The 23,906-nt window shown below is 65.0% G+C and carries 24 protein-coding genes; 6 read left to right on the top strand and 18 right to left on the bottom strand.

Annotation, left to right across the window (positions count from 1 at the left end; all coding sequences use genetic code 11):
- The first annotated feature begins 33 nt into the window (after positions 1 to 33).
- A complete protein-coding gene (locus R4P57_RS15900) occupies positions 34 to 447 on the top strand; it encodes a TIGR03618 family F420-dependent PPOX class oxidoreductase (RefSeq protein ID WP_317803788.1) in 414 nt (137 codons plus the stop codon).
- A 19-nt stretch (positions 448 to 466) separates the two neighbouring features.
- Here the strand turns inward: R4P57_RS15900 and R4P57_RS15905 are convergent, their stop codons facing one another.
- Positions 467 to 1,045, bottom strand: a complete 579-nt coding sequence (locus R4P57_RS15905; protein ID WP_317803789.1) for a nucleotidyltransferase family protein — start codon at positions 1,043 to 1,045, stop codon at positions 467 to 469.
- Entirely contained in the window at positions 1,042 to 2,184 is a 1,143-nt protein-coding gene (locus tag R4P57_RS15910; RefSeq protein WP_317803790.1) for a Xaa-Pro peptidase family protein, read from the bottom strand. The genes R4P57_RS15905 and R4P57_RS15910 overlap by 4 nt, the downstream gene beginning before the upstream one ends.
- 27 nt (positions 2,185 to 2,211) lie before the next feature.
- On the opposite strand from R4P57_RS15910, the gene R4P57_RS15915 reads away from it, so the two are divergent.
- Complete coding sequence (locus R4P57_RS15915) at positions 2,212 to 3,189, top strand: 5'-3' exonuclease (protein ID WP_317803791.1); 978 nt, start codon at positions 2,212 to 2,214, stop codon at positions 3,187 to 3,189.
- A 17-nt stretch (positions 3,190 to 3,206) separates the two neighbouring features.
- On the opposite strand, the gene R4P57_RS15920 is transcribed toward R4P57_RS15915, so the two are convergent.
- The 7 genes from R4P57_RS15920 to pafA all read right to left on the bottom strand — a co-directional run bounded on the left by R4P57_RS15920 (position 3,207) and on the right by pafA (position 11,950).
- The gene (locus R4P57_RS15920) at positions 3,207 to 4,145 is read right to left on the bottom strand and encodes a DUF4333 domain-containing protein (RefSeq protein WP_317803792.1); all 939 of its coding nucleotides are present in this window, start codon (positions 4,143 to 4,145) and stop codon (positions 3,207 to 3,209) included.
- A gap of 94 nt (positions 4,146 to 4,239) precedes the next feature.
- Entirely contained in the window at positions 4,240 to 7,083 is a 2,844-nt protein-coding gene (locus R4P57_RS15925) for a DEAD/DEAH box helicase (RefSeq protein WP_317803793.1), read from the bottom strand.
- Positions 7,084 to 7,110: 27 nt separating this feature from the next.
- Positions 7,111 to 8,082: a twin-arginine translocase subunit TatC gene (tatC, locus tag R4P57_RS15930; protein WP_317803794.1), complete on the bottom strand. Its 972-nt coding sequence runs from the start codon at positions 8,080 to 8,082 to the stop codon at positions 7,111 to 7,113.
- 110 nt (positions 8,083 to 8,192) lie between these two features.
- Positions 8,193 to 8,459 (bottom strand): Sec-independent protein translocase subunit TatA, encoded by a 267-nt coding sequence (tatA, locus tag R4P57_RS15935; protein ID WP_032398077.1) that lies wholly within the window; start codon positions 8,457 to 8,459, stop codon positions 8,193 to 8,195.
- Positions 8,460 to 8,545: 86 nt separating this feature from the next.
- The gene (locus R4P57_RS15940; protein WP_317803795.1) at positions 8,546 to 9,541 is read right to left on the bottom strand and encodes a YafY family protein; all 996 of its coding nucleotides are present in this window, start codon (positions 9,539 to 9,541) and stop codon (positions 8,546 to 8,548) included.
- Positions 9,538 to 10,530: a YafY family protein gene (locus R4P57_RS15945; RefSeq protein ID WP_317803796.1), complete on the bottom strand. Its 993-nt coding sequence runs from the start codon at positions 10,528 to 10,530 to the stop codon at positions 9,538 to 9,540. The genes R4P57_RS15940 and R4P57_RS15945 overlap by 4 nt, the downstream gene beginning before the upstream one ends.
- Positions 10,531 to 10,591: 61 nt before the next feature.
- The gene (gene pafA / locus R4P57_RS15950) at positions 10,592 to 11,950 is read right to left on the bottom strand and encodes a Pup--protein ligase (RefSeq protein ID WP_176459280.1); all 1,359 of its coding nucleotides are present in this window, start codon (positions 11,948 to 11,950) and stop codon (positions 10,592 to 10,594) included.
- A gap of 98 nt (positions 11,951 to 12,048) precedes the next feature.
- Here pafA and R4P57_RS15955 point away from each other — a divergent pair, with 98 nt between their 5' ends.
- The gene (locus R4P57_RS15955; protein WP_317803797.1) at positions 12,049 to 13,518 is read left to right on the top strand and encodes a bifunctional phosphatase PAP2/diacylglycerol kinase family protein; all 1,470 of its coding nucleotides are present in this window, start codon (positions 12,049 to 12,051) and stop codon (positions 13,516 to 13,518) included.
- Between the two features lie 33 nt (positions 13,519 to 13,551).
- Here R4P57_RS15955 and prcA read toward each other — a convergent pair whose 3' ends face one another.
- From prcA to arc, 5 genes are all read right to left on the bottom strand, one after another.
- Entirely contained in the window at positions 13,552 to 14,325 is a 774-nt protein-coding gene (gene prcA / locus R4P57_RS15960) for a proteasome subunit alpha (RefSeq protein WP_317803798.1), read from the bottom strand.
- Entirely contained in the window at positions 14,322 to 15,263 is a 942-nt protein-coding gene (gene prcB / locus R4P57_RS15965) for a proteasome subunit beta (protein WP_317803799.1), read from the bottom strand. The genes prcA and prcB overlap by 4 nt, the downstream gene beginning before the upstream one ends.
- The gene (locus tag R4P57_RS15970) at positions 15,260 to 15,454 is read right to left on the bottom strand and encodes a ubiquitin-like protein Pup (protein WP_008716348.1); all 195 of its coding nucleotides are present in this window, start codon (positions 15,452 to 15,454) and stop codon (positions 15,260 to 15,262) included. The genes prcB and R4P57_RS15970 overlap by 4 nt, the downstream gene beginning before the upstream one ends.
- A gap of 194 nt (positions 15,455 to 15,648) precedes the next feature.
- A complete protein-coding gene (gene dop, locus R4P57_RS15975; RefSeq protein ID WP_317803801.1) occupies positions 15,649 to 17,148 on the bottom strand; it encodes a depupylase/deamidase Dop in 1,500 nt (499 codons plus the stop codon).
- Between the two features lie 82 nt (positions 17,149 to 17,230).
- Positions 17,231 to 18,994: a proteasome ATPase gene (gene arc, locus R4P57_RS15980; protein WP_121872410.1), complete on the bottom strand. Its 1,764-nt coding sequence runs from the start codon at positions 18,992 to 18,994 to the stop codon at positions 17,231 to 17,233.
- 185 nt (positions 18,995 to 19,179) lie between these two features.
- Here arc and R4P57_RS15985 point away from each other — a divergent pair, with 185 nt between their 5' ends.
- Positions 19,180 to 19,665, top strand: a complete 486-nt coding sequence (locus R4P57_RS15985; protein WP_317803949.1) for a hypothetical protein — start codon at positions 19,180 to 19,182, stop codon at positions 19,663 to 19,665.
- Here the strand turns inward: R4P57_RS15985 and R4P57_RS15990 are convergent.
- Entirely contained in the window at positions 19,662 to 20,564 is a 903-nt protein-coding gene (locus tag R4P57_RS15990; RefSeq protein ID WP_317803950.1) for a tRNA (adenine-N1)-methyltransferase, read from the bottom strand. The genes R4P57_RS15985 and R4P57_RS15990 overlap by 4 nt on opposite strands.
- A gap of 254 nt (positions 20,565 to 20,818) precedes the next feature.
- Here R4P57_RS15990 and R4P57_RS15995 point away from each other — a divergent pair, with 254 nt between their 5' ends.
- Together R4P57_RS15995 and R4P57_RS16000 are read left to right on the top strand one after the other, a co-directional pair.
- Positions 20,819 to 21,727 carry a RecB family exonuclease gene (locus tag R4P57_RS15995; RefSeq protein ID WP_411742374.1) on the top strand — a complete coding sequence of 303 codons (909 nt, stop codon included), beginning with the start codon at positions 20,819 to 20,821 and terminating at the stop codon, positions 21,725 to 21,727.
- Positions 21,724 to 22,536 (top strand): thioesterase family protein, encoded by an 813-nt coding sequence (locus R4P57_RS16000; protein WP_317803802.1) that lies wholly within the window; start codon positions 21,724 to 21,726, stop codon positions 22,534 to 22,536. The genes R4P57_RS15995 and R4P57_RS16000 overlap by 4 nt, the downstream gene beginning before the upstream one ends.
- Here R4P57_RS16000 and R4P57_RS16005 read toward each other — a convergent pair.
- Genes R4P57_RS16005 through R4P57_RS16015 form a run of 3 tightly spaced genes read right to left on the bottom strand, consistent with a single transcriptional unit; the run spans position 22,506 to position 23,870 of the window.
- Positions 22,506 to 22,682, bottom strand: coding sequence for a hypothetical protein (locus tag R4P57_RS16005; RefSeq protein WP_317803803.1), 177 nt, complete (start codon positions 22,680 to 22,682; stop codon positions 22,506 to 22,508). The genes R4P57_RS16000 and R4P57_RS16005 overlap by 31 nt on opposite strands.
- Positions 22,683 to 22,707: 25 nt before the next feature.
- Complete coding sequence (hisG, locus tag R4P57_RS16010) at positions 22,708 to 23,559, bottom strand: ATP phosphoribosyltransferase (RefSeq protein WP_121872413.1); 852 nt, start codon at positions 23,557 to 23,559, stop codon at positions 22,708 to 22,710.
- 47 nt (positions 23,560 to 23,606) lie between these two features.
- Positions 23,607 to 23,870 (bottom strand): phosphoribosyl-ATP diphosphatase, encoded by a 264-nt coding sequence (locus R4P57_RS16015; protein ID WP_032398466.1) that lies wholly within the window; start codon positions 23,868 to 23,870, stop codon positions 23,607 to 23,609.
- Positions 23,871 to 23,906: the final 36 nt, after the last annotated feature.

Raw genomic sequence — 23,906 nt, forward strand, 5'->3', positions numbered from 1 at the left:
TGCCGATGAAATCGCATTCACTACAGTCGGGGCATGGCCGCCATCCCCGCAGACGCGACTGCCCTCGCCGACGACGCATTCGAATTCCTTGCCGAACGGCACCTGGCCACTCTGACGACACTGCGACCAGACGGAACCCCGCACGTCGTCGCAGTCGGCTTCACCTACGATGCCGAAGCCCGGTGTGCTCGGGTCATCACCAACGACGTATCGCAGAAGTCCATCAACGCAGGCCGTGGTGCCTACGCCGCCGTCACTCAGATCGACGGCGCCCGCTGGCTGACGTTGGAGGGGCCCGCGTCGGTCCGAAACGATCGTGAATCGGTCGTCGATGCGGAGAACCGCTATGCGCAGCGCTACCGCGTACCCAGAGAGAACCCCACCCGGGTCGTCATCGAGATACAGGTGCAGCGGGTACTGGGTAGCCGTTCGCTCCTCGACCGCTAGCGAGTCACCACCTCGACCCTCACGGCCAGGGAAGAACAGTCAGGTTCGGCCATTCGGTCGTCCACCGGGCAGCCTTGGCCTCGTACACGTGCCGCATCGGCAGCCGCGGGTTCGGCCTCACGATTCCTGCGAAGAGGTCGTCGAATCCGTGCGGTGCGTACACGACATCCGCTCCGCTCGAGTCGGTGGTGATGCCGAAGCAGCACGTGGTGGAGACGAAGTGATCGATCGCATCCTCAGTACTTCGGTACGGTGCGATCGCAGAGCCGAAATGCTGTTCGTACCACAGGTGTACGCGCGCCTCGTTACGTACTTCGACGTCCACACCGAGGTCGGCGAACACCGAGGCCGCGCGCTCGATCACCTCGTTCTCCGCATCGTAGGACAGATCGGAGTCGTCGAAGTAGAAGAAGTCGTAGTCCCGGATGCCCACGCGAATGTCCCGACCGGCCAGGTGATTCCACACCGTCTGGAAGAGGCCACCCGCCGTCAGATACCACCCGGGCAGCCCGAGTTGCGGTGCGCGTCGAAGTATCTCGCCGACAGCGGGATTGGATCGAACGACCGAGACGAACTCGGCCTCGCCCGGTGGCGTCACACCGGCAGGACAGCCAGACCGTGCGGCCTGAGGTTGACCGACTCGCACCCGTCTGCGGTGACCACGACGATGTCCTCGATGCGTGCACCCCACTGTCCGCGGAAGTAGATTCCCGGCTCGATGCTGAACGCCATCCCCTCGGTCAGCATGATGTCGTTACCCGCAACGATGTACGGCTCCTCGTGCACCGACAGGCCGATCCCGTGACCGGTCCGGTGCAGGAACGCCTCGCCCAGACCGGCGTCGACCAGGACGTCGCGGGCGGCCGCATCGATGGACTGCGCCGTGACACCGGGCACCACCGCATCGACAGCCGCCTGCTGGGCCCGCTCGAGTACCGCGTACTGCTCGGCGATCTCCGCCGGCGGCTCGCCGAGACTGTAGGTGCGGGTCGAGTCGGAGTTGTATCCCGGTGCGACCGGTCCCCCGATGTCGATCACCACGATGTCGCCCGCCTCGACGACTCGATCGGAGACCTCGTGGTGCGGATCGGCACCGTGAGGCCCCGACCCGACGATGATGAATTCCGGTGCTGTGTGGCCTTCTTCGACGATCGCGGCCGCGATGTCCGAGGCGATCTGCGCTTCCGTACGGCCTACTCGAAGCCATTCACCCATCCGGGCGTGCACACGGTCGATGGCGTGCCCGGCGCGCCGCAGCGCGTCGATCTCGGCCGCATCCTTGACCATTCGAAGTTCGCGAAGCACGTCCGTGGCCAGCACCGGGACCGTGCCGAAGACACCTGCCAGCGGCACGAAGTGCAGCGCGGGCATGGCGTCGGCGACTGCTGTTCTCGTTCCGCCGGGAACTGCCGCTGCCACCAGCGCGTACGGGTCGACACCGTCGACCCAGTCGACGAGCGTCAGAGACAGCTCCTGCGCCGCGGAATCGCCCAGAGCGGCGAGCTCGAGCCGCGGAACCACGACCGTGGGGGTGCTGCCGTCTGCCGGAACGACCAGAGCGATGAGACGCTCGAACGAGCTGGCCTTCGATCCGATCAAGTACTGCAGATCCGGACCCGGGGTGATCAACAGGGCATCCAAGCCTGCTTCCGACGTCAGGCGAGCCGCGCGGGCGAGCCTGGACGCATAGACATCGCTGGAGAAACGTGAGGAACTGACCGAAGAATCGACACTCATACCTTCAGGCTAATGCCGTACGGCAAGATGAGCCCCATGACCGCCCCCGGAAAGTCTCCGTTGCTGCTCCTCGACGGTGCGAGCCTGTGGTTCAGGGCCTACTACGCACTGCCCGAGTCGATTACGGCGCCCGACGGGCGACCCGTCAATGCCGTTCGCGGCTTCCTCGACATGATCTCGGCGTTGATCGCGCGCACCGAACCCGGCCGACTGGCAGTGTGCCTCGATCTGGACTGGCGGCCACAGTTTCGCGTCGACCTCGTGCCGTCCTACAAGGCGCACCGAGTGGCCGAGGCTGCGCCGGAGGTCGCCGAGAGCGAAGAGGTGCCGGAGACACTGACACCACAGGTGGACATGATCATGGAAGTGCTCGCCGCATTGGGGATCGCGACCGCAGGCGCAGACGGTCTCGAAGCCGACGACGTGCTGGGAACGCTGGCAGCGCGCGAGCGTCAGGACCCCGTGGTCGTGGTCAGTGGAGACAGAGACCTGCTTCAGGTTGCCGCCGACGAGCCGAACGAGGTGCGCGTTCTGTACGTGGGACGCGGGCTGGCCAAAGCCGAATTGTTCGATCCTGCACTGGTTTCCGAGCGCTACGGTGTGCCGCTTCATCGAGCGGGTGCGGCGTATGCGGAACTCGCCTTGCTGCGCGGCGATGCCTCCGACGGCCTGCCCGGCGTCAAAGGTATCGGGGAGAAGACGGCGTCGACGCTGATGCTGAACTACGAATCCGTCGCTGCGTTGCGCGCCGCGGCACTCGACCCGTCCTCGGACATGGCCAAGGGCATCCGGGCGAAGCTGGCCAACGCGAGCGACTACCTGGACGCGGCACTTCCCGTTGTCCGAGTTGTCACCGACGCCGATGTCGTCCTGTCGAAGTCCGACGAGATTCCGGCCGAGCCCGCCGATCTCGACGCGCTGAACACGCTCGCCGAGACCCTCGGTATCGAGAACGCCGTGGCCCGCCTCGTCGCTGCGATGGCGGCCACGGCGTCGACGACCTGACCGTGTGACCGAAGCGCCTACTTGGGTAGAGAGACCTCGTAGTTGGCGTCGTCGTCGAGGAAGGTCAACGTCACCGTCTTGAACGCGCCGTCGACCGTCAGGGTGCAATCGACACTGGTCTGGGCCTTGACCTCGATGTCCTGGGGACAGGACACACCGGAGACGTCGGACGCACCGTAGGACTCGGTGACGACCGTGCGAATACCCTCCTCGGCCGCCGCAGTGTCGAGGGTGGTCGTGCGACCGAAGGCGAAGAACGACACCGCTGCGATCACTGCGATCACTGCGACGACGGCACCTGCGATGATCAGGGGCTTCTTCGACTGGGACCCGGCCTGCCCGGGCCCCAGTTGGTTCGGGTACTGCTGGTTCGGATACTGCTGGTTGGGATTCCAGGGCTGCTGTGGTTGCTGGCCGTACGGCCCCGGCCCGTACTGTCCACTACCGAATTGCTGTGGTGCGTAGGGGTTCTGGTACGCCGCATCGCCCGATGCAGGCGCGCCGGCACCGGGATAGGGCGCGCCGTACTGCTGACCGGCCGGGTACTGCGCGGTGGCGTTCTGTCCTTGGGGGTAGCCGCCCTGTGCGTTCGGGCCTTGGGGGTACTGCCCCTGGGGGTAGCCGCCCTGTGCGCTCGGGGCCTGGGGGTACTGCCCCTGCGGATAGCCGGCAGGTGGGTACTGGCCCTGGGGGTATTGCCCTTGGGGGTACTGCCCCTGTGGGTACTGGCCGCCGGGCTGCTGCGGGCTCTGCCCGTACGCACTCTGACCGGATTCTCCGTACGGCGCGGCCGGCGGTTGTCCGTACTGACCCCACGCCGATGTCGTCGGAGTCTGTGACTCGGCCGAGGGACCACCAGGCTGCGTCTCCGGCGTGTCTTTCGCGGCACCGTCTTGCTGATCGGGCTTGCGCGACCAGCTGTTGTCCGGGTCGTTCGGACCGTATGGGCCGCTCATCTCGCCTCCACTGAAAATTCGGATTCGTCGGGGGTACAGTAACCCGCCCGTGCGACTCTCCGCTGTACCGACCCAGCAGTCCGATTCGCTCCTGTCATGCGGCATCGACGGCGACCACGCCGCGGCGCAGAGCCGCGATCGCCCGCGCCGCAGTTCGCGACAGTTCCGGCTCCGGAGCAGCGAGCCGAACCTGATCCAGCAGGTCGATCACCTGCCGACACCAGCGCACGAAATCTCCACCCGACAGCGCTTTGCCGTTGTCACCTGCTGTGACCAGCGCATCGACCAACGAATGGTTCGACGCCCACTTGTAGATCGCCTTCACGAAGCCCATGTCGGGCTCTCGTGTCGGCGGCAGCTTGTGCCGAACTTCGTCGGAACGCAGCTCGTGCCACACCCGAACCGTCTCGGTCAACGCATGTCGAATCGGACCCGTCGGACCGTGCGGGGTGATATCCCCTTCGGACCTGGACTCGTAGACCACTGCCGAGACCACCGCTGCCAATTCGGCAGGCGAGAGGCCCTGCCACAGGCCGGCTCGCAAACACTCCGCAACGAGGAGATCGGACTCGGAGTAGATCCGGCTCAACCTGGCACCGTCGTCGGTCACTTTGGGATCTTTGCCCGCCGTCACGTAGTCGCGGTCTGCGAGCAACGCCAGGATGCGGTCGAACGTCCGGGCGAGGGAGTTCGTCGTGGCCGATACCTTCTGACGCATCGTTTCCGTCTCGCGCGCCAACCGGTTGTAGCGCTCGCCGGTGCGGCTGAGCTCGTCGCGATCGGGACGATTGTGCACCGGGTGCGATCGGATGGCTCGGCGAAGGGTTGCCAGCTCCTTGTCGTCCGCTGCCGTGGACTTCCGTCTGATCCTGTCCGACGGCTGCGAGATTCCGCGCGTGACCAGAGCTGCTGCGATATCGCGTCGGGTTTTGGCGGTGCGATGATCGACGAACCGCGGTAGTCGCATGGTGCCCAGCGACGTTGCAGCAGAGGGGAAGTCCGCTGCCGACAGTCGGCCGGCCCACTTGTCCTCGGTCAGCACGAGCGGGCGCGGATCGGCTCGGTCGTCATCCGGCTCGAGGACCACGGCAAGGCCGCTGCGGCGACCGGTCGGCACCGAGATCACATCGCCGCGGCGCAGGGCACGCAGCGAATCGACGGCCTTGTCCCGCCGATCGGACCTGCTCTGGCGTTCGAGGGTCTTCTCGCGATCCTTCAGTCGCTCGCGAAGCCGCGCATATTCGAAGTACTCGCCGTCGGGGCCGCCGAGGCGTGCACCGAGTGCCTCCAACGTATGCATGTTCTTCTCGATACCGCGCACCATCCCGACGACGGAGCGGTCGGCCTGGAACTGTGCGAAGGACCGTTCGAGCAGCAGACGCGAATCGGCCGCACCGAACTGTTCGATCAGGTTGATCGACATGTTGTAGGCCGGCGCGAACGAACTGCGCAGCGGGAACGTGCGGGTCGACGCCAGCCCCGCGACCTCGGTCGGCTCCGTGCCCGGCTGCCACAGCACGACGGCATGTCCTTCGACATCGATGCCGCGGCGTCCGGCCCGGCCGGTCAGCTGGGTGTACTCCCCCGGCGTCAACTCGGCGTGTGTCTCACCGTTGAACTTGACGAGCTTCTCCAGCACGACGGTTCGGGCCGGCATGTTGATCCCCAGAGCCAAGGTCTCGGTGGCGAACACCGCCCGGACCATGCCCCTGACGAACAACTCCTCGACGGTGTGCCGAAAGACCGGCAGCATCCCGGCGTGATGGGCAGCGAAACCACGTTCGAGTGCGTCGCGCCACTCCCAGAAGCCCAGAACTTCGAGGTCCTCGCGCGGCAGCTCCGAGGTGTGCTTCTCGACGATGTACCTAATCTCCTCGGCCTGCTCGGGCGTGGTCAGCACCAGCCGCGAACGCATGCACTGGGTCAGAGCGCCATCGCACCCGGCGCGGCTGAAGATGAAGGTGATCGCCGGAAGCAGACCCTCCTCGTCGAGCTTGGCGATCACATCGGGTCGGGACAGTGGGCGGTTGTTCGCGCTGCTGCCCTGACCGCCACCGCGACCTCCGCCGCCGCCGCGACCGCGGCCTCTGTTGTGTGGAGCGTGCCAGCGGTCCATCGAGTCGAGGGACTCGCGTTGTTTGACGTGTCGGACGAGTTCCCGGTCGACGACGATCTTCTGGCTGCCGTCGGGCGACTGGGCTCGCGTGTCGAACAGGTCGAACAATCGGCGGCCCACCATGATGTGCTGCGAGAGGGGTACCGGACGGTTCTCGTCCACCACGACCGAGGTGTCACCGCGAACCGTGCTCATCCAGGCACCGAACTCCTCGGCGTTGCTCACCGTTGCCGACAGGCTGACCAGTCGAACGTCGTCGGACAGGTGCAGGATGACCTCTTCCCACACCGCCCCTCGGAAACGGTCGGCGAGGTAGTGCACCTCGTCCATGACGACGTGCGAGAGCCCCCGCAATGCGTCCGAGGATGCGTAGAGCATGTTGCGCAGCACTTCGGTCGTCATGATGACGATGGGGGCATCGGGGTTGATCGACGAATCTCCGGTCAGCAGCCCGACCGTGTCACGCCCGTATCGCGCGGTCAGCTCGGCAAATTTCTGGTTGCTCAGCGCCTTGATCGGGGTGGTGTAGAAGCACTTACGTCCCGCGGCGAGCGCCAGGTGAACCGCGAACTCGCCGATCACGGTCTTGCCAGCACCGGTGGGGGCACAGACCAGAACACCGTGACCGTTCTCCAGGGCAGTGCAGGCATCCACCTGGAACCGGTCGAGTGGGAAGCCGAGCTCTGCTGAGAAACGTTGCAGTTGCGTAGGTCGCGTACCGGCCGCAGGAACGACCGGACGAGCGGGAGTGGAGCCTGCAGGAACGACCGGAAGAGCGGGAGTGGAGCCCGAAGGAACGACCGGGAAAGGAGGTGTGGTCATGCGCTCACCCCGACCGTTGGGCGGAGGTCAGATCGTGTCGTCGTACTGTGCCTGTGCTCGGGTCGCGGTACCGAAGCCGCTGGACGGCGGTGTCGGAGCGACAGCATCCGGTGACTCGATCGAACCTGCGCCGTCGATGCGCGTTGCTTCGTCATCTGACACATCACCCCATTCGTCTCTTCTCTTGCGCAACTTACGCTTGTCGTGAATTCGCGCAATCTGCACTGCCATCTCGAAGAGCACCGTCAACGCCAAGGCCAAGGCCAGCATCGAGAACGGGTCCTGCCCCGGAGTTGCGATGGCCGCGAAGACGAACAGCCCGAAGATGAGACCTCGACGCCACGCCTTGAGTCGCTCGTAGGTGAGTACGCCGACGAAATTCAGGGCGACGACCAGCAACGGAATCTCGAAGCTGACGCCGAAGATGATGAGGAGGTTGATCAGGAATCCGAAGTACTGATCGCCGCTCAGGGCAGTGATCTGCACGTTGTCGCCGATGGAGAGCAAGAAGTGCAGGCCTTTGGCGACCACGTAGTAAGCCAGGACGGCTCCGGCGACGAACAGCGCTGCCGCACCGGAGACGAACGAGACTGCGTGCCGACGTTCGTTGGCGTACAGGCCCGGAGTGATGAAAGCCCAGATCTGATAGAGCCAGATAGGGCAGGCCAGTACGACACCGGCGGTGAAGGCGACTTTGAACCGCAACAGGAACTGATCGAACGGTCCGGTCGCCAGCAGACGACACTGGTCGTCGTTGGTCAGATTCGCGCGGAGGCTGGGGTCGAGCGTGCAGTAGGGACCCCGTAGGAGGTCGCCGAGGCTCTCGACGCCGAGAATGGCGTGCGAGTACCAGAAGAACCCGAAGGCAGTCGTCAGCGCCACGGCTACCAACGACCACAGGAGCCGGGTTCGCAGCTCGTACAGGTGATCGACCAACGACATCGTGCCGTCGGGATTGACTCGGCGCTTGCTACGCCGCGGATCGAACGGAATGCGCATGGTGTTCTGCGGTCAGCCTTCTTCGGTCGGACGACAGCGACAAGCCGTCACCGACAGCAGGGAACCTTCGGTGCCACTTGGCACCGAAGGCGTGCTGAGCGGCCGTGCGCTCAGGCAGACTTCGCGTCGTGCTGGGTCTCGGTGTTCGGCTGCACGACCGGCGCGGGCGAGGGCAGCTGTGCGGGAGCGGTCGGCTGCTGCGCCGTCGCAGTATCGGCGTCGGACTTACCGTCGTTCTGCATCTCCTTCACCTCGCTCTTGAAGATGCGCAACGACCGGCCGAGTCCGCGAGCAGCCTCGGGCAGCTTCTTGGAACCGAACAGAATGATGACGACCACCGCAACGATGGCCCAGTGCCAGGGACTGGTGAATCCCATGCGAACCTCCTACAGATCAGATGAATCGAGCGTACCCGACCGCCGGTACCGCCTCCGGCAGCGGCGGGTGCCGGTTTGCCCCGTGTTCATGTGGCGACGGTGCCGTCCGCGCTGGTGGCGTCGAGCTCGGCGTACGCATCCAGGGCCGAGCGGGCTCGATCGCGGACGGAGTTCACCAAGGATTCAGGTGCCAGTACTGTGACGCCGCCGCCGAAGCCCAAGGTCAATCGCGTCATCCATTGCAGCGTCGCGAACCGCATGGTGACCACTATCGACCCGTCCGCATCCGCAGCGACCTGCGTCATCGGGTAGTAGTCCAGGATCCAGGTGAAGGCAGGCGACACCTTCAGCCGCGCCTGCGACAGCGAGGGATCGTCGTTGAAGATCTCGAACGCGTCCTCGTCGTGCACCGATTCCGGCGGCGCGGCCGGTTCGTCGAGTTCGGTGGCCGAGTCGATGCGGTCGAACCGGAACAGCCGAACTCCCTCGGCGCTTCGGCACCACGCCTGCAGATAACTGTTGTCGTCGACGACCACTGTCCTGATCGGATCCACGGTCCGCTCGGTGACGACATCCCGCGACGCGGAGTAATAGGTCAGCTCCAGGGCGTGCCGATGACGCAGCGCAGATCGGACGGTGGCAGAGACAGGTCCCTCCTCGGCACCCGCGCCGTCGTGATCCGACGAGAGCGGAACGTTTGCCGCAGCCGAGCCCGCTGCGGTCTCGATCTTGGCGATCGCGCGCTGAGCGGCGGACGGGTCGACCATGCCGGGCATCGACGTCAGGGACCGAAGCGCAACCAACAGTGCCGTTGCCTCGGTCGACGTCAGGCGCAGCGGTCGATCGATCCCGGCCGAGAAGGTCACGTCGATGCTCTCCTCGGAGAACGACAGATCGATGAGATCACCCGGGCCGTAACCGGGCAGACCGCACATCCAGAGCTGATTGAGATCGGCCATCAGGGTCGACGTCGATACCCCCAGCTCACGCGCGGCCTCCTCGGCGCTCAAGCCGGGATTGGCCATGAAGAACGGCACCATGTTGAGCAACCGGGCCAGCCGAACCGACAGTCGTGCGCTCATCGCTCGTTCTCCACGTCGGCCGCTGTCTGCAGGGTGGAGATCACGTCGGCGCGCAATTCCGCGGGTTCGAGAACCACCGCATCCGCGCCGTGACCTGCGATCAACCGCGAGACCCAATCCCAGGACCGCACGGGAACCTCGACGACAGTGCCGCTGCGGGTGCCGAGACTCTGCACGCCCACCACCGTTCCCATTCTCCGCAATTCCAGCGCCCTTCCGTCGTGCAGCCATACCCGGGCCGTGCCCGAGACCGAGGACGTGCCTGCGACTCGGCGGACGATGTCCTGCAGATCGACGCCGTCGGGCTTGCGGACGCTCTGCTGGGTGCCGAACGACTTGACCTCGTCTCCGATTCGGGACAGTCGAAACGTGCGGGTGTCGTCGCGATCCACGTCGTGTCCGACCAGATACCAGCGGCCGCGAAACGTCACGACACCCCACGGCTGGACGGTTCTGGTGGTGAACGGCTCGGTCAACGACGGGCGGTGTTGAAACCGCACCGACTTTCCGTCGTCGATCGCGGCCAGCAAGGCACCGAGCGCAGGTTCGGAGCCTCGGGTGCGCGCGGGAACCGCGGTCACCGCCGCGGCGGACTCGTTCTGGTCGACCTGAATTCCCGCGGCTCGTAGTTTGAGCAACGCACTCTGCGCCGCGGAGGTGAGCTCCGGCGATTCCCACAGTTTGACGGCGACCGCGACGGCGGCCGATTCCTCGCTGGTGAGATCGATGTCGGGCAGTTCGTAGGCATCGCGGTTGATGCGATAGCCCTCGACGCCACCGAATCTGGTGGCGGTACCGGTCTCCAACGGGACACCGAGGTCACGCAGTTCGTTCTTGTCTCGCTCGAACATTCTGCTGAACGCTTCGTGGCTGGTGGAGTCGTCGTATCCGGCAACGCTCTCGCGGATCCACTCCGCGGTCAGGAACTGACGTGTCGACAGCAGACAGATGACCAGATTCATCAGGCGTTCGACTTTGGTGGTGGCCACGACAGTCGAGCCTAGTTGCTCGTGGGTGGCCGCAGCGGTAACGACCCGACTGCGTCCGGCACTACATCGACGCGATCAACCTCTCCACTCGCTCGTCGACCGAGCGGAACGGGTCCTTGCAGAGCACGGTTCGCTGAGCCTGGTCGTTGAGCTTGAGGTGTACCCAGTCGACCGTGAAGTCGCGACCTGCCTCCTGAGCGGCCGTGATGAATTCTCCGCGCAACTTGGCTCGAGTGGTCTGCGGCGGCAGATCGACGGCCTCGTCGATCTGTTCGTCCTCGGTGACTCGCTTGGCCAGACCCTTGCGCTGCAACAGGTCGAACACTCCACGGCCGCGCTTGATGTCGTGGTACGCCAGGTCCAACTGAGCGATCTTCGGATCGGACAGCTCCATCGAGTACCGGTCTTGGTACCGCTGGAACAGTTTGCGCTTGATGACCCAGTCGATCTCGGTGTCCACCTTCGCGAAATCCTGTGTCTCGATGGCGTCGAGCGTTCGTCCCCACAGGTCGACGACCTGCTCCACCTGAGTGTTCGGCTCGCGAGTCTTGAGATGCTCGACGGCTCGCGAGTAGTACTCGCGCTGAATATCGAGGGCGCTGGCCTGTCGTCCCCCGGCGAGTCGAACGGGGCGCCGTCCGGTGAGATCGTGACTGACCTCGCGGATGGCGCGAATCGGGTTGTCCAGTGCGAAATCTCGGAAGGACACGCCCGCCTCGATCATTTCGAGAACGAGGGCTGCCGTTCCGACCTTGAGCATCGTCGAGGTCTCGGCCATGTTCGAGTCGCCCACGATGACGTGCAGCCGGCGGTACTTCTCGGCGTCGGCGTGCGGCTCGTCGCGTGTGTTGATGATCGGCCGCGAACGAGTGGTGGCCGAGGAAACGCCTTCCCAGATGTGCTCGGCGCGCTGCGACAGGCAGAACGTCGCAGCCTTCGGCGTCTGGAGTACCTTGCCTGCGCCACAGATCAACTGACGCGTGACCAGGAACGGCAGCAGCACGTCCGAGATTCGGGAGAACTCGCCGGCACGTTGCACGAGAAAATTCTCGTGGCAGCCGTAGGAGTTTCCCGCCGAGTCGGTGTTGTTCTTGAACAGATAGATATCGCCCCCGATGCCCTCTTCTGCCAGGCGCTGCTCGGCGTCGATCAGCAGGTCTTCCAGTACTCGCTCGCCGGCGCGGTCGTGGGTGACCAGCTGCAACAGACTGTCGCACTCGGCGGTGGCGTACTCGGGGTGCGAGCCCACGTCGAGGTACAGGCGAGCACCGTTGCGAAGAAACACATTCGAGCTGCGACCCCACGAGACGACTCGGCGAAACAGATAGCGAGCCACTTCGTCCGGACTCAGCCGTCGGTGTCCGTGGAAAGTACATGTGACACCGAACTCTGTCTCGATGCCCATAATTCGTCGCTGCACACTTCGACACTACAACGCAACCCTCGAATCGATGTGTCGTAGCGCCCCTATGTCGTCCGTCCGTGAGGATGCCGTCGCTCGTGCCTAGGCTGGGCGTCATGACATCCACGCGTACCTCGATCTCGACGGCCGTCCACGCGTGGGATCTGTCCCTGGTGGCACGAAGTGCTGCTCTGCGCCAGAGCAGAGCGGATGGCGGCCTGCGCGCCTTGAGCAACGCCGCGGATCACGGTCGTCTGTGGCTCGGCGCGGCGGCGCTTCTCGTGGCCGCAGGTGGCCCGGCCCGACGCGGCGGCGTTCGGGGGCTCGTGGCGCTGGCCGGTGCGAGCTCTATGGCGAACGGGCTGCTCAAACCACTGTTCCCGCGGACTCGCCCCGATTCCGAGTCGGTTCCCGTCCTGCGTCAGGTACTGGCTCCGCCGGTGTCGTCGTCGTTTCCCTCCGGTCATTCGGCGTCGGCGGCTGCGTTCGTCACCGCGGTGGCGATCGAATCCCCGGTGGCAGGCGTGCTGCTGGCACCCGTTGCGGCCGCGGTGTGTTACTCCAGGGTCCACGTCGGGGTGCATTGGCCGACAGACGTCATCGCCGGTGCCGCTCTGGGCTCGGCCATCGCGTTGTCCACCCGTCGCTGGTGGGCCGTGCGGTCGGAGAAGCCTGCCGATCTGGGCTCCCCGGTCGAGGTCGGCCCGCTGCAGGGCGGCCGAGGGCTGCTGGTACTCGTCAATCCGGGTTCGGGCGACACTTCGGAAGCGGTGCCCGACGCGATCCGTCGAGCACTTCCCGAGGCCGATCTGTTCGTGCCGAATCCCGATCAGGACTTCAACGAGCAACTCGAGCAGCGCATTCGGAGCACGTCTCCGCGCGCCCTCGGTGTCTGCGGTGGCGACGGAACGGTGGTCAGTGTTGCCGCATCGGCGGTGCGCAACGGCTTGCCGCTCGCAGCATTTCCAGGCGGCACCCTCAACCACTTCGCGCGCGACACGGGGCTGACCGTCGTGGAGGACACTGCTGCCGCCGTGGAAGCGGGCACCGCCGAACTGGTCGACATCGCCGAGGTGTCCGTCGACGGCCGCAGTGTGTCGTTCGTCAACACCGCCACTTTCGGTGGCTACCCCGACTCGGTGCGGCTGCGTCAGAAGTTGCAACGCCGAATCGGCAAATGGCCGGCTGCCGCCATCGCGATGACGAGGGTCCTGGCTGCTGCGGAACCACTGAACATCCGGCTCGACGGCACCAGGCACTCGGTCTGGATGCTGTTCGTCGGTAACGGCAACTATGTACCGGCAGACCAAGTCCCCATGTCTCGCAGCAGTATTCACACCGGAACCCTCGATGTTCGGTTCCTTCCGTCGGAGCCGAAGGCATCCAGAACCAGACTGCTGTTGGCAACGTTGACCGGCACCCTCGGCTCGTCGCGCGCCTACGTCCGTCGGGCGGTGACGGAACTGACCGTCGAGGTGGAGGGCGCCCCCGTTGCGCTCGCCGCCGACGGCGAAGTGGTGGGCGACGGAACGTGGTTCGAGTTCAGCAGTGACAAGAACGGCCTCGCGCTCTACCGAAAGCGATAGCGCACGAGGCCGAACGAGTGTCGGGACCACCGGTCAGGAAGGCGGTGCGCCTCCGGTGTCGGTTACCGCCTCGACCGCCGCAGTCGGCGTCGGCAGCATGTCCTCCAGCGCAGCTCCGGCAATGCGTCTGAACGCTCGTCGCGGCCGCGCCTGGTCCAGCACCGCGACCTCGAGCGCCGACACCTCGAGAACCTTCTTCTCCGGCTCGCCGCCCGCCACAGGCGGTGTCGCCGGACCTGCTGTGAGTGCATCGACGGCGATACGCACCGCGTCGGCCAAGTCGAGCCCGGAGCGGTAGGTGTCCTTCAGTGCAGCCACGATCGGCTCGGTCGTCCCGCCCATGACGACGAAATCCTGCTCGTCGACGATGGATCCGTCGTAGGTGATGCGGTAGAGCTGCGTCGCGATCGGCTCGTCCTGATGCGACACCTCCGCAACACAGATCTCGACCTCGTAGGGCTTGAGCTGCTCGGTGAAGATCGTGCCGAGTGCTTGCGCATACGTCTTGGCGAGCGAACGGCCGGTCACGTCGCGCCGATCGTAGGTGTATCCCTTGATATCGGCGTGCTGGATGCCGGCCTTGCGCAGGTTCTCGAACTCGTTGTACTTGCCCACGGCCGCGAAGCCGATCCGGTCGTAGAGTTCGCTCACTTTGTGCAACGCGGTCGAACGGTTCTCGGCGACGAAGAGGACCCCGTCCGCATACGTCAGCACGATGACGCTGCGGCCCCGGCCGATTCCCTTGCGCGCCAACTCCGAACGATCGCGCATGATCTGTTCGGCAGATGCGTAGTACGGCATCGTCATGGTGCGCTACCCCCTTCGCTCACTTGCTGGCCGGCCCGGGTGTGATGCTCGGCACCGCCGGAATGCGCGGCACTCTCGGTCCGCTCCGCGAGGACGGACCGAGCTGCAGCCGAAATCCTCTCGTGCGCAACGTCGTCCGCCCCGACGCTGGTGATGGCGACAGCCGTCGGGTAGATCCCGCGGGTGACGTCCGGACCACCGGTGGCCGAGTCGTCGTCGGCGGCGTCGTACAGCGATTCCACCGCTGCCCGAATCGCCTCCTCCTCGGTCATTCCGGGGCGATAGAGCTTCTTGAGCGCGGACTTGGCGAACAACGATCCCGATCCCACCGCGTGATAGCCCGACCGCTCCTCGTATCGCCCGCCGACCACGTCGTAGGACACGATGCGTCCGGCTCGATCCGGATCCGAGATGTCGATGTCGAATCCGACCAGCAACGGGACGGCTGCGAGCCCTTGCATCGCGGCACCGAGATTGCTTCGCACCATCGACGACAGCTTGTTGGCCTTGCCGTTGAACGTGAGCGGCACGCCTTCGATCTTCTCGTAGTGCTCGAGTTCGACGGCGAAGAGCCGTACCAACTCGATCGCGATGCCCGCAGTTCCGGCGATGCCCGCGGCGGAGTAGTCGTCGGTGACGTAGACCTTCTGCATGTCGCGATTGGCGATCAGATTGCCCTGCGTGGCTCGCCGGTCACCCGCGATCAGAACGCCGCCCGCGTAGGTCAGCGCAACGATCGTCGTCCCGTGCGGAGCGATACCGGACTTGTCCGAGCCGCCGTTCGCGGTGTGAGAGGCCAGATCCGCAGCGATACCGCTCTCGGGCAACAGATGAGGGGCGTGCTGACGCAGGTAATCGGAGAACGACGAGCTGCTCGACCCGAATGGGATCGCCGTTCCGTCGCCGGCCGACCGTGGGTCCGAACGATCCACCGTCACTGGCCGCCCTTCTGAACGTAGGCGCGGACGAAGTCCTCGGCGTTTTCCTCGAGCACGTCGTCGATCTCGTCGAGAAGGTCGTCGGTCTCCTCGGCCAGCTTCTCGCGTCGTTCCTGACCACCGGCTCCGGTGTCGCCGGGAACCTCATCGTCGTCGCCGCCGCCAGAGCGCCGTGTCTGCTCCTGTGCCATAGTCGCCGACCTCCTCCGTATATCGAGAAAACAGATCTACTGCACTCTCACCGATCGATCCAAGGTGCACCGTCATGGATGTGCAAGTGCAACCGAACGTTCCGCCGAAAGTGCACGGACCTTTACCCTACCGACAGACCGACTCCGCCGGTTGGCAAGACACCGCGAATAGTCGGCACCGGTCCTCGGGTGCGTCAGTTGGTGAGCTGATCGACGAGTTCTGCGGCGCTGTCGACCGACTCGAGCAGTGCACCGACGTGCGATTTGGTGCCTCGGAGCGGCTCGAGGGTCGGGATGCGAACGAGAGAGTCGCCACCGAGATCGAAGATGACCGAGTCCCAGCTCGCTGCGGCGATGTCGGCCCCGAACTTGCGCAGGCACTCGCCGCGGAAGTAGGCCCTCGTATCCTCCGGCGGGTTGCCGACGGCATCGAGTACCTGCTGCTCGGTGACCAGTCGATCCATCGACCCACGAGCAACCAGCCGGTTGTACAGGCCCTTGTCCAGCCGCACATCGGAGTACTGCAGGTCGACGAGATGCAGCCGCGGAGCCGACCACCCGAGCCCCTCCCGCTGGCGGAATCCTTCGAGCAGGCGCAGTTTCGCGGGCCAGTCCAGCAGATGGGCGCACTCCATCGGATCCCGTTCGAGAAGGTCGAGCACCATGGCCCACTTGTCGAGCACGTCCAGTGCCCGCGCGTCGTCGCTGCCCTCGGCAGCCACGAACTTCGCAACGCGCTGGTGGTAGATCCGCTGCAGCGCAAGCCCGGTCAGTTCGCGGCCGTCGGCGAGAGCGACGGCCTTGCGCAGCGTCGGATCGTGGCTGATCTGATGGACTGCGGTCACCGGCCTGGCCAGCTGAAGATCGGACAGATCGACCCCCGCTTCGATGAGGTCGAGCACGAGCGCTGTGGTGCCGACCTTGAGGTAGGTCGACATCTCGGCGAGATTCGCGTCGCCGATGATGCAATGCAGGCGGCGATACTTGTCCGCATCCGCGTGCGGTTCGTCGCGCGTGTTGATGATGCCGCGCTTGAGGGTGGTCTCAAGGCCCACCTCCACCTCGATGTAGTCCGCCCGCTGTGAGAGCTGGAAGCCCGCTTCGTCACCGGACTGACCGATTCCGACGCGTCCCGAACCGGTGATGACCTGCCTCGAGGCGAAGAACGGCGACAGACCGGCGATGACTGCCGAGAACGGCGTCTCGCGCGACATCAGGTAGTTCTCGTGGGTGCCGTACGACGCACCCTTGCCGTCGACGTTGTTCTTGTAGAGCTGCAGGCGCGGGGCTCCGGGCACGCTCGACGCGTGGCGGGCGGCGGCCTCCATGACACGCTCGCCTGCCTTGTCCCAGATGACTGCGTCCAGCGGATCACGTACCTCCGGAGCCGAGTACTCGGGGTGAGCGTGATCGACGTACAGGCGGGCACCGTTGGTGAGAATCATGTTGGCTGCGCCGATCTCGTCGGCGTCGATCACCGGTGCCGGGCCGCTGAAGCGTCCGAGGTCGAAGCCACGGGCATCACGTAGCGGCGACTCGACCTCGTAGTCCCAGCGCGTGCGCTTGGCCCGGGGCACTCCGGCGGCCGCCGCGTAGGCGAGCACTGCCTGGGTCGATGTCAGGATCGGGTTGGCGGTGGGTTCGGTGGGCGAAGAAATGCCGTACTCGACCTCGATACCGATGATGCGCTGCATATGTCGAGCCTAGACGTCGGCCGAAGACCACTTTCGGGGCGCGCCCTGTGCGGACGCGCCCCGAAAGTGGTGTTCGACGAAGCTACAGGTACTGGCCGGTGTTGGCCTCGGTGTCGATCGCCCGGCTCGCGCTGGCGTTCTTGCCGGTGACCAGCGTGCGGATGTAGACGATCCGCTCGCCCTTCTTGCCGGAGATTCGAGCCCAGTCGTCCGGGTTCGTGGTGTTCGGCAGGTCTTCGTTCTCGGCGAACTCGTCGACGATGGAGTCGAAGAGGTGCTGAATTCGCAGACCGCCGTTGCCGGTTTCGAGTACCGATTTGATGGCGTACTTCTTCGCGCGGTCGACGATGTTCTGGATCATGGCACCGGAGTTGAAATCCTTGAAGTACAGAACTTCTTTGTCTCCGTTGGCATACGTAACCTCGAGGAAGCGGTTGTCGTCGCTTTCCGCGTACATGCGCTCGACGACGCGGTCGATCATCCCTCGAATGCAGGCAGCGCGGTCTCCACCGAACTCTGCGACATCGTCGGCGTTGACCGGCAGCGAGTCGGTCAGGTACTTGGAGAAGATGTCCTGTGCCGATTCGGCGTCGGGCCGCTCGATCTTGATCTTCACGTCCAGGCGACCGGGCCGCAGGATCGCGGGGTCGATCATGTCCTCACGGTTGGAGGCACCGATCACGATGACGTTCTCGAGCCCCTCAACGCCGTCGATCTCGGCGAGCAGCTGCGGAACGACCGTCGTCTCGACGTCGGACGAGACGCCCGAACCACGGGTGCGGAAGATCGAGTCCATCTCGTCGAAGAACACGATGACCGGGGTGCCCTCGGACGCCTTCTCCCGTGCGCGCTGGAAGATCATGCGGATGTGACGCTCGGTTTCGCCGACGAACTTGTTGAGCAGCTCGGGGCCCTTGATGTTGAGGAAGAACGACTTCGCTTCCTTGGCGTCCTGCCCGCGGGCCTCGGCGATCTTCTTGGCCAACGAGTTGGCAACCGCCTTGGCGATCAACGTCTTTCCGCAGCCGGGAGGGCCGTAGAGCAGCACACCCTTGGGTGGACGCAGGGAGTACTCGCGAAACAGATCCTTGTGCAGGAACGGGAGTTCGACGGCGTCGCGAATCTGCTCGATCTGTCGACCGAGACCACCGATGTCCTCGTATCCGACGTCCGGCACCTCTTCGAGGACCAGGTCCTCCACCTCGGCCTTGGGGACGCGCTCGAAGGCGTAGCCGGCTTTGGTGTCGACGAGCAGGGAGTCGCCGGGGCGGAGTTTGCGGGACGGTTCGTCCGGGTCGATGGGGCCCTCGTCGTTGACCATGTCGATCAATGGCTTGGCCAGCCACACGACTCGCTCCTCGTCGGCATGACCGACGACGAGTGCTCTCGATCCGTCGCCCAGAAGCTCACGCAGAGTGCTGATTTCACCGACCTGGTCGAAGGTGCAGGCCTCGACGATGGTCAACGCTTCGTTCAGCCGCACCGTCTGTCCCGGTGCAAGCGAGTCGGCCTCGATGTTGGGTGAACACGTCAGCCTCATCTTGCGTCCGGAGGTGAACACGTCGACCGTTCCGTCGTCGAAGACGCTCAGCAGAACGCCGTAGCCGCTCGGTGGTTGGCCGAGGCGGTCCACTTCCTCGCGGAGTGCGATGAGCTGTTGCCTCGCCTCTTTGAGTGTGTCCATCAACTTCGCGTTGCGGAGCGCGAGCGAATCGACGCGACCTTCGAGTTCACGTACCTGCTCGGGGGACTCCCCCAGTTGACGGCGCAGTGAAGCAGCTTCGGCTCGCACGGCGTCCAGTTCGGCTCTGGCCGCGGCCACATCCGGATTGTCTGTTGAGCTCATGAGCGACTCCTCCCAGTGACGATCTATCAACGCTACCGGCACCGGCCCGAATGTGCGGACCGACACCACGATCGGGACGGAGAAGCAGTGTGTCTCGACCGCACCCGAGCGCCGGTCGAGTTCATGTTAGCCTCACCTGACCAAGCAGCGGACCGACCACGGAATCAGGGGCTTCACCAGTGAAGATGCGCAATTTCTCGGTAGGTGTCGCGCTCGCGGCAGCAGTGATTTCGGTAGCCGGGTGCAGCTCGGCCGATGAATCCGATCAAACCGATCACAATTCGACGTCAGCCGCCGAGAACAGCGCCCCGGCAACCGATGCACCTTCCGTCGCGCCGCCGACATCCGGCGAACTCGAAGCATCTCTGCTGCAACTGGTGGCCCCGAACGTCGACACAGCGACGAAGGCGGCCTCGGTCGAGAACGGGCAGGCACGCATGACCAACCTCGACACGATGACCGCGGCCCTGGCGAACTACGGCGCGATCACGTTCGAGGTTGCCGAACCTACGGTCGAGGGCGAGACAACCACCGCCGACGTCGCGATCGCCACTCCTCGGGGAACGGCAGCCCCGTCTCCGCAGACCTGGGTGCTGATCGACGGCGACTGGAAGCTGTCCGATGCCAGTACCTGCCAGATTCTCGCGATGGGACAGGCCCCCTGCGCCTAGCCCTTGCCGGATCGGCGCTGCGGCTTCGGCGTGACAGTGCCCTCGGCGAGGCGTCGGACACTGACGAGGAATGCGGTGTGCCCCTGCATCCGATGCTCGGGACGAACCGCCAATCCGACGACGTGCCACCCGCGCACCATCGACTCCCACGAACGGGGTTCGGTCCAGCACTCCTGCGCCCGAAGGGCTTCGACGACCTTGGACAACTGCGTCACCGTAGCGACGTAGACCAGCAGCACGCCGCCGGGAACGAGAGCCTTCGATACGGCAGGCAGTGCGTCCCAGGGCGCGAGCATGTCGAGGACGACCCGATCGACCTGCTCACCGGGACGATCGACACCGAACTGATCCACGTCTGCCACCGTCAGGTGCCAATTGGCCGGCCGCTCTCCGAAGAACGTCTCGACGTTCTTGATCGCGTAATCGGCATGGTCCTGGCGGATCTCGTAGGAGATGACCGTTCCTGCGGTACCGACGGCACGCAGTAGCGAGCACGTCAGAGCGCCGGATCCGGCACCGGCCTCGAGCACGCGCGCCCCGGGGAACATGTCACCCTCGTGCACGATCTGGGCTGCGTCCTTGGGATAGATGACCTGCGCGCCACGCGGCATCGACAGCACGTAGTCGGTCAGCAGCGGCCGAAGCGCGAGGTATGGGGTGCCGTTGACGGACGTGACGACGCTGCCCTCGTCGGCACCGAGCAGTTTGTCGTGGGTGATTCCGCCCCGGTGGGTGTGGAACTCCTTGCCCGCCTCGAGCACCACCGTGTAGTGGCGGCCTTTCCCGTCGGTGAGCTGGACTCGATCGCCTACGCGGAACGGTCCGCTGCGGGCGGGTCCGGTCGGTCCCGGCTCGACCGGTTTGCCGTCGTCGGTCGTCGGAGCGTCGTCGAGTTCGATTTCGTCGACAGTCGCGGTGACCACTTCGTCTGCACCGATGGCCGGGGCGTCGACGATCGCGTCGACCTCGGACCCGTCGGGCGACGCGGACGCGGAATCACCGAAGGACACAGCATCACCGGACGGCACAGCGGAACCTGCTTTCGTTGCTCTCTTCGACGCCCGACCTGTTCGGTCCGACACCTGGGACGACTCGACGTGCCAGACTACGGCCTTGACCGAAGATGTCGGACCAACGGCATAGTGTCGCAGTCGTGAGTATTTCCGTGTCGACGCCCATCGACTTGCCTGCACTCGATCTCGGCGACGGTGCGCACCAGTCGCCGTCGACGTCCGGCTCCCGTAGTACACCGGCGTTGTCCCCTTCGCGCGCAGGTGATTTCAAGCAGTGCCCCCTCCTCTATCGCCTCCGTGCCGTCGACCGGATTCCCGAGGTCTCCACCGAAGCTCAGGTGAAGGGAACTGTGGTGCATGCCGCATTGGAGGCCCTGTACGCGTTGCCCGCACAGGATCGTGTGCCGACCACTGCGCGAGAGCTTGTCGATCCGGCGTGGGAGCGAGCGGTCGCTCGGTCCCCCGACATCGAGACTCTGGTTCCGGTGGACGAACGACCAGCCTTTCTCGACCGGGCTCGCGCGCTGGTCGCCGGTTACTACGAACTCGAGGACCCCACTCGGTTCGAGCCCGAGTCCTGCGAACAGCGAGTGGAGGTCGTGCTGGACGACGGTACGCCGCTGCGCGGATTCATCGATCGGATCGATGTGGCACCGAATGGGATGATCCGCGTCGTCGATTACAAGACGGGCCGGGCACCGCGGGAGTTCACCGAGTCCAAGGCGCTGTTCCAGATGAAGTTCTATGCCCTCATGATCATGCGGATGCGTGGAGTCGTTCCGGCGCAACTGAAGTTGATGTATCTCTCCGACAAGCAGGAGCTGACCTACACCCCCGACGAGGGCGAACTGCGGAGGTTCGAGCGGATGCTCTCGGCCATCTGGAAAGCGATTCTGGCGGCAGGCGAGACCGGCGATTTCCGCGCCAAACGGGGTGCTTTGTGTAAGTGGTGCGACCACCAGGCGCTGTGTCCGGAATTCGGCGGTACTCCCCCACCGTATCCGGGTTGGCCCAGGGCCGCTGCCGAACCGGTGGGAGCCGAGCTGTGACGGTTCCTCACGCGTTCTTCGTTCCCGCCGGTGTCGGCAGTGAAGGCCACGAGAGGGTCACCGCCACCGAGCACACCGTCAGCCTGTGGGCACCGACGATGCAGCACGGCGCTCCGCCGTCGGACCTGTTGGTTCGTGCGCTCGAACGAGTCGACGCCAGGGAGGACACCCGGATCAGTCGCGTAGCCGTCGACATACTCGGTCCGGTTCCGGTCGGCAACATCGAGATCCGGGCATGGACGGCGCGTCCCGGTGCCAATATCGAGCTCGTCGTGGCAGAGCTCTGGGCGGACGGCACCTCGGGAACTGCGCGGGCGGTGGCCCGCGGCAGCGCATGGCGTATGCGCACGACGCCGACCGACGACGTTGCACACTCGGGCGATCCGGTGATGCGACCGGTGAGCGACGGTGTCGACTACACGTTCGGCGGCACCTGGTCGTCGGGTTATCTCGATGCCGTCGAGTTCAAGATTCTCACCGGGCTCGGTGCCGATGGGCCGGGTGAGATCTGGGCCAGGCCCACACCTGTTCTCGTGCAGGGTGAATCGATGACATCCCTCGAAAGACTCTTCTCGATCGCGGACATCGCGAACGGAATCGGAGCGAAGCTCCCGATCGACGAATGGACGTTCTTGAACACCGACCTGACCGTGCACGTGTTCCGAGTGCCGCAGGGCGAATGGATCGGGGTGTCCGCCGAGACCTCCACCGGGCCCGACGGTATCGCCATGTGTGCGGGCACACTCAGCGACGAACTGGGACCGGTCGGTCGCATCGCTCAGACGGTGTTGGTGCGGCGTCGCACCTGATCTTCACGGCGTGTGGGCCTTGACGACGGTGCCTCGAGCCACTGCGACGACACGTTCGTTCTCGCCATCGACCGAGTGAACGGTTGCGCGTCGAACACGGCCCGCGCCAGACGGGCGAGATCCTGGTCGGGAGTATCGGATGTCATGCGCCCCCAGCGAGCCGGACCGAATTCAGAACGCCCGGCAGGACCTGATGTCGGAGGCGAGGATCGCCTTGGCACCCAGCTCGGCGAGCTGATCCATGACGTTGTTGTGCACCTTACGAGAAACCATGGCGCGCACGGCAACCCAATTGTCGTCGACCATTGGGGCGAGGGTCGGCGATTCGATTCCGGGGGTGATCTTCACGGCCTCGTCCAGGATCGACTTGGGGCAGTCGTAATCGAGCATCAGGTATTGCTGCGCGAAGACGACGCCCTGTACGCGGGCGATGAGTTGCTTGCGTGCGGAGTCGGTGCCCGGAGTGCCTGCTCGTTCGATCAACACACCCTCCGAATCGCAGAGGGATTCGCCGAAGGCCACGAGGTTGTTCTGACGCAGCGAGCGTCCCGACTCCACGACGTCGGCGATCGCATCAGCGACCCCGAGCTGGATGGAGATCTCGACTGCACCGTCGAGGCGGATGACAGTCGCCTCGAGTCCTCTGGCGGCCAGATCCTTACGCACCAGATTGGGATATGACGTCGCAATGCGTAGTCCGCCCAGGTCCTCGGGTGCCCATTGCTTGCCCGCAGGTGCGGCGTAACGGAACGTCGATCGGCCGAATCCGAGTGCCAGCCGTTCCTCGACGGCGGCACCCGAATCGAGAGCCAGGTCGCGTCCGGTGATGCCGAGATCCAACTGCCCGGATCCGACGTAGATCGCGATGTCCTTGGGGCGCAGAAAGAAGAATTCGACGCCGTTCGCCGGGTCGAGAACGGTCAGGTCCTTGGAATCGCTTCGGCGACGGTAGCCGGCTTCACTGAGAATTTCGGCGGCGGACTCGGAGAGAGCGCCCTTGTTGGGTACGGCTACGCGCAGCATGGAGTTTTCCTTGTTCGACGAATTCGTAAGCGACATGCGGATCGAACTCACAGATGTTTGTAGACGTCCTCGAGTTCGAGGCCTCTGCCCACCATCATCACCTGGACCCAGTAGAGGAGCTGTGAGATCTCCTCGGCGAGCGCCTCGTCGCTCTCGTGCTCGGCAGCGATCCACACTTCACCGGCTTCTTCGAGGACCTTCTTGCCCTGGAAATGAACTCCCGCGTCCAACGCTGCGACGGTGCCCGAACCCTCGGGGCGGGTCTTCGAGCGGTCGGTGAGCTCGGCGAACAGCGAATCGAAAGTCTTCACGGCTGGTTATCCTTTCACGTCGTCGCTCGGTGTACG

It is taken from the genome of Rhodococcus sp. IEGM 1330 (assembly GCF_033142445.1).
GTDB lineage: Bacteria > Actinomycetota > Actinomycetes > Mycobacteriales > Mycobacteriaceae > Rhodococcoides.

Coding starts and splice junctions, on each gene's coding strand:
- R4P57_RS15900 (WP_317803788.1), top strand. CDS start 34: ATGGCCGCCATCCCCGCAGACGCGACTGCCCTCGCCGACGACGCATTC.
- R4P57_RS15910 (WP_317803790.1), bottom strand. CDS start 2,184: ATGAGTGTCGATTCTTCGGTCAGTTCCTCACGTTTCTCCAGCGATGTC.
- R4P57_RS15915 (WP_317803791.1), top strand. CDS start 2,212: ATGAGCCCCATGACCGCCCCCGGAAAGTCTCCGTTGCTGCTCCTCGAC.
- R4P57_RS15920 (WP_317803792.1), bottom strand. CDS start 4,145: ATGAGCGGCCCATACGGTCCGAACGACCCGGACAACAGCTGGTCGCGC.
- R4P57_RS15925 (WP_317803793.1), bottom strand. CDS start 7,083: ATGACCACACCTCCTTTCCCGGTCGTTCCTTCGGGCTCCACTCCCGCT.
- tatC (WP_317803794.1), bottom strand. CDS start 8,082: ATGCGCATTCCGTTCGATCCGCGGCGTAGCAAGCGCCGAGTCAATCCC.
- tatA (WP_032398077.1), bottom strand. CDS start 8,459: ATGGGATTCACCAGTCCCTGGCACTGGGCCATCGTTGCGGTGGTCGTC.
- R4P57_RS15940 (WP_317803795.1), bottom strand. CDS start 9,541: ATGAGCGCACGACTGTCGGTTCGGCTGGCCCGGTTGCTCAACATGGTG.
- R4P57_RS15955 (WP_317803797.1), top strand. CDS start 12,049: ATGACATCCACGCGTACCTCGATCTCGACGGCCGTCCACGCGTGGGAT.
- prcA (WP_317803798.1), bottom strand. CDS start 14,325: ATGACGATGCCGTACTACGCATCTGCCGAACAGATCATGCGCGATCGT.
- R4P57_RS15970 (WP_008716348.1), bottom strand. CDS start 15,454: ATGGCACAGGAGCAGACACGGCGCTCTGGCGGCGGCGACGACGATGAG.
- dop (WP_317803801.1), bottom strand. CDS start 17,148: ATGCAGCGCATCATCGGTATCGAGGTCGAGTACGGCATTTCTTCGCCC.
- arc (WP_121872410.1), bottom strand. CDS start 18,994: ATGAGCTCAACAGACAATCCGGATGTGGCCGCGGCCAGAGCCGAACTG.
- R4P57_RS15985 (WP_317803949.1), top strand. CDS start 19,180: ATGCGCAATTTCTCGGTAGGTGTCGCGCTCGCGGCAGCAGTGATTTCG.
- R4P57_RS16005 (WP_317803803.1), bottom strand. CDS start 22,682: ATGACATCCGATACTCCCGACCAGGATCTCGCCCGTCTGGCGCGGGCC.
- hisG (WP_121872413.1), bottom strand. CDS start 23,559: ATGCTGCGCGTAGCCGTACCCAACAAGGGCGCTCTCTCCGAGTCCGCC.